Annotated in this window: 5 protein-coding genes; 2 read left to right on the forward strand and 3 right to left on the reverse strand. The window is 74.3% G+C overall.

What is annotated here, in order from left to right; translation table 11 throughout:
- Positions 1-632 (forward strand): cytochrome P450 (locus ACTS11_RS03050; protein WP_442638870.1); only part of this gene is annotated, 632 nt, incomplete at its 5' end.
- A gap of 27 nt (positions 633-659) precedes the next feature.
- A complete protein-coding gene (locus tag ACTS11_RS03055; RefSeq protein ID WP_442638871.1) occupies positions 660-1,358 on the forward strand; it encodes a M48 family metallopeptidase in 699 nt (232 codons plus the stop codon).
- A 52-nt stretch (positions 1,359-1,410) separates the two neighbouring features.
- Here the strand turns inward: ACTS11_RS03055 and ACTS11_RS03060 are convergent, their stop codons facing one another.
- The 3 genes from ACTS11_RS03060 to ACTS11_RS03070 form a co-directional block, all read right to left on the reverse strand.
- Positions 1,411-1,977, reverse strand: coding sequence for an RSP_2648 family PIN domain-containing protein (locus tag ACTS11_RS03060; protein ID WP_442638872.1), 567 nt, complete (start codon positions 1,975-1,977; stop codon positions 1,411-1,413).
- Positions 1,974-3,176, reverse strand: a complete 1,203-nt coding sequence (locus ACTS11_RS03065; protein ID WP_442638873.1) for an RSP_2647 family RNA methyltransferase — start codon at positions 3,174-3,176, stop codon at positions 1,974-1,976. The genes ACTS11_RS03060 and ACTS11_RS03065 overlap by 4 nt, the downstream gene beginning before the upstream one ends.
- A 39-nt stretch (positions 3,177-3,215) precedes the next feature.
- Positions 3,216-3,682, reverse strand: a 467-nt coding sequence (locus ACTS11_RS03070) for a DUF6778 family protein (protein WP_442638874.1), incomplete at its 5' end; no start/stop codon positions are given.

Below are 3,682 nucleotides of genomic sequence, written 5' to 3' on the forward strand. Positions count from 1 at the left end.
CCTTCATCGACCGGCACATCGAGGCCATGCTGCCGCGCCTGCGGGCCGCGCCGGACATGTCCGCGCTTTCGGTCATGGACCGCGCGGGCCTCGCGCGCGACCGGATCTCGGCCAACACCAAGCTCATCATCTCGGGCGGCCAGAACGAGCCGCGCGACGCCATCGCGGGCGCGGCCTGGGCGGTGCTGGGCCACCCGGAGAGCCACGCCGCCGCGCTGGCGGGGCGCCTCGGGTGGGACGCGGTCTTCGCCGAATACGCGCGCTGGATCAGCCCCATCGGCATGTCGCCGCGCGAGGTGGCGCGCGCGGACAGCGTGGGGGGCATCGACTTCGCGCCGGGAACCCGCGTGTTTCTCATGTTCGGCTCGGCCAACCGGGACGAGGACTGGTTCGAGAGCCCCGAGACCTTCGACCCCTGGCGCGACACGGGGCCGGCGATCCCCTTCGGCGCGGGCCCGCATTTCTGCGCGGGCGCCGCGGCCTCGCGCGCGCTCATCGCGGAGGTGGCGCTGCCCATGCTCTTCGAGCGGCTGCCGCGCCTCCGGCTCGCGGGCGCGGCGCCCTTCGGCGGCTGGGCCTTCCGGGGCCCCTTGCGCGTCCCCGTCGCATGGGAGGTCCGGGGCGTTGCCTGAAGCCCCGGCGCGCCCCATATCCGCACCATGCTGAAGTTCACCCCGATCCTTCTCGCGATCCTCTACGCGCTCGCGATGTACCAGTTCTCGAGCTGGCGGACGAAGCGCGAGCTCGACGCGCGCTCGACCGAACTGGCCGATCCGCGGCTGAAGAAGCTGACCGACCGCATGGCCGAGGCGCTCGGGGTCGAGCGCATCCGCGTCCATCTCTACGAGGTGGACGTGGTCAACGGCCTCGCCGCGCCGGACGGACGGATCTTCCTGACGCGGGGCTTCTTCGAGAAGTACCGCCGGGGCGAGGTCAGCGCCGAGGAGCTCGCCTCGGTCATCGCGCACGAGCTCGGCCACGTGGCGCTCGGGCATTCGCGGCGGCGGATGATCGACTTCTCCGGGCAGAACGCGATCCGGGTGGCGCTCGCCACCGTGCTCGGGCGGCTGGTGCCGGGGCTCGGGATCTGGGTCGCCAACATGCTGACGACGCTGCTCGCCGCGCGGCTCTCGCGGCAGGACGAGTACGAGGCCGACGCCTATGCCTCGGCGCTGCTGGTGAAGTCGGGGATCGGGACCGCGCCGCAGAAGAGCCTCTTCGCCAAGCTCGAGACGCTGACCGGGATGCGGGGCGCGGGGATGCCCGCCTGGTTGATGAGCCACCCCAAGACGCAGGAGCGCATCGCCGCGATCGAGGCGCTCGAGGCGCGCTGGACGCGGGAGCTTCCCCGCGAGTGAGGGCGCGCCCGGCGGCGGGCGTGAAAGTGCGTATTTCAGGAAAGATGAAGCCTCAGGCGAGGCGCTTGGCCAGCCGGGGGAGCCGCGCCCGCTTGAGGAGCGCGCGGAGGTCGAGGGGCGCGCCCGAGAGGCGCTCGGCTTCGGCGTGGACGGCGCGGACGACGGAGGCGACGGCCTCCGGCGCGGTCTCGGCGAGGCCGAGGAGGAAGGCGTCGGGATGCACGGCGGCGAGGTCGTGGGCCAGCATCTCGGCGCGGGGGAAATCGCGCAGGTTCAGCGTGACGATGCCGGCGGCGCGGGCCGCGCGCGCGGTGGCGAGGACGTGGATGTCCGAGGGATCGGGCAGCCAGAGCGCGGCCTCGGCCTCGGGGGGATGCGCGGTTTCGGCTTGCGGGAAGCGGGCGCGGAGCCGTGCGATCTCGCCGCGGGCCAGCGCGTCGTCCGCCGCGCCGCCCTCGCGCGCCGCGGTGCGCGCCCATTCCTCGAGGAGGCGCGCCGACCAGGCGGGGGCGTAGAGCCCCTCGGCCGCGCAGCCCAGGAGGATCTCGCGCAGGACGGTCGGGTAGAGGACGCAGGCGTCGAGGACGTAGACTTCGGAGGCGGTGGCGCGCGCCGTCACGGCATCAGCCGGAAGGCCAGCGCCTTGAGATAGCCGGTCTCGGTCAGCGCCGGGTGCTGCGGGTGGTCGGGTCCGGCGAAGCCGGTGTGGAGGAGGCGCGGGTCGCGTCCCGCGCGCCCGAGGCCGCGGAGGCAGGCCGCGCGGAACTTGCCGAGATCGGCCGCGTGCGAGCAGGAGCAGAGGATGACGATGCCGCCCGGCGCGACGAGGTCGGCGGCGAGCCGCGCCGTCCGCTCGTAGGCGCGCAGCCCCTGCTCGAGCGCCTGGCGCGAGGGCGCGAAGGCGGGCGGGTCGCAGACGACGAGATCGAAGCGCGCCCCCTCGGAGGCCAGCGCGGCCATGGCGTCGAAGGCGTCGGCGCGGCGCGTCTCGAAGCGGTCGGCGACACCGGTGGCCGCGGCCCCCTCCGCCGCGAGCGCCAGCGCGCCTTCCGAGGCGTCGACGGCGAGGGCCGAGGCGGCGCCCTGCGCGAGGCAGGCGAGCGCGAAACCGCCGACATGGGAGAAGACGTCGAGGACGCGCGCGCCCCGCGCGAGCGAGGCCGCGAAGGCGTGGTTCGGGCGCTGGTCGAAGAAGAGGCCGGTCTTCTGCCCGCCCATCACGTCGGCCTTGTAGACGGCGCCGTTCATCGGCACGTCGAGCGGCCCCTCGGGCGCCGAGCCGAGGAGAAGCGCCATCTCCTCCGGCAGGCCCTCGGCGGCGCGGGCGCGGGCGGTGCCGTTCTTGACGATGCGGGTGGCGCCGGTCAACTCGGCGGTCAGCGCGGCGATGGTTTGAAGCCGCTCCTCCAGCCAGATCGCGTTCGGCTGGAGCACGAGCGTGTCCCCGAAGCGGTCGGCGACGAGGCCGGGCAGCCCGTCGCCCTCGGCATGGACGAGGCGGTAGAAGGGCTCGGCGAAGGCGCGTTCGCGGAGCGCGAGCGCGGCGGCGAGGCGGGCGCGGAGCCAGCCCTCGTCGATCCGCGCGGCAGGGTCGCGGTCGAGGATGCGGAGGCCGATCTTCGCCTCGACCGTCGCCACGCCGAGGCCGAGCGGCCGGCGCTCGGCATCCTCGAGAAGCGCCAGCGCGCCGGCCGGGATCGCGCGGGCGCGGCGGTCGAGCACCAGGTCGTCGGTCCAGGCCCAGGGCATGCCGTGGCGGATGCGGCGGGCATCGGCCTTGGGCTTCAGTCTCAGGACGGGAAAGGGGGGCGCCGACATGCGCCCCCCTTTACTGCCGTCGCGCGGCGCGCGAAAGGGTCAGTTCGTGAGCGCGGCCCCGCCGCCCAGGAATTCCGACTGCGCCCAGGCCGCCACGCGCTGGGTGATGCGGACGCGCTGGGTCTCGCCACGGGCCTCGGCCTCGATCGCCGCCTGGCCGCCATAGGCGCGGAAGGTGAGGTCCACGGGACGCGGCCCGGAGAGGATTGCGCCCGTCTCGGCATGGCGCACGGTCACGACGAACTCGATCTCGTGCTGGCCGCCGACGGTGTAGCGCACGCGCTCGGTCTGGGCGTGGAAGCGGGTGACGTCGATCTGCACCTCGACCGGGATCGCGCCAGCCATCTGCGCAAGTTGCCCCTCGAGCGCGCCGCGCAGAATGCCCTCGATCTGGACGTAGCGGTCGCCCGGCGGGTCGCCGCGCCAGACGATGTCGGCGCGCGGCTTGAGCAGGTGGGCATCTTCCGAAACGGTGAGGCTGCGCGGCACGTTGACGACGAGGGAGA

It is taken from the genome of Roseicyclus sp., from assembly GCF_052168335.1.
In the GTDB taxonomy this organism is placed as follows: Bacteria; Pseudomonadota; Alphaproteobacteria; order Rhodobacterales; family Rhodobacteraceae; genus Roseibacterium.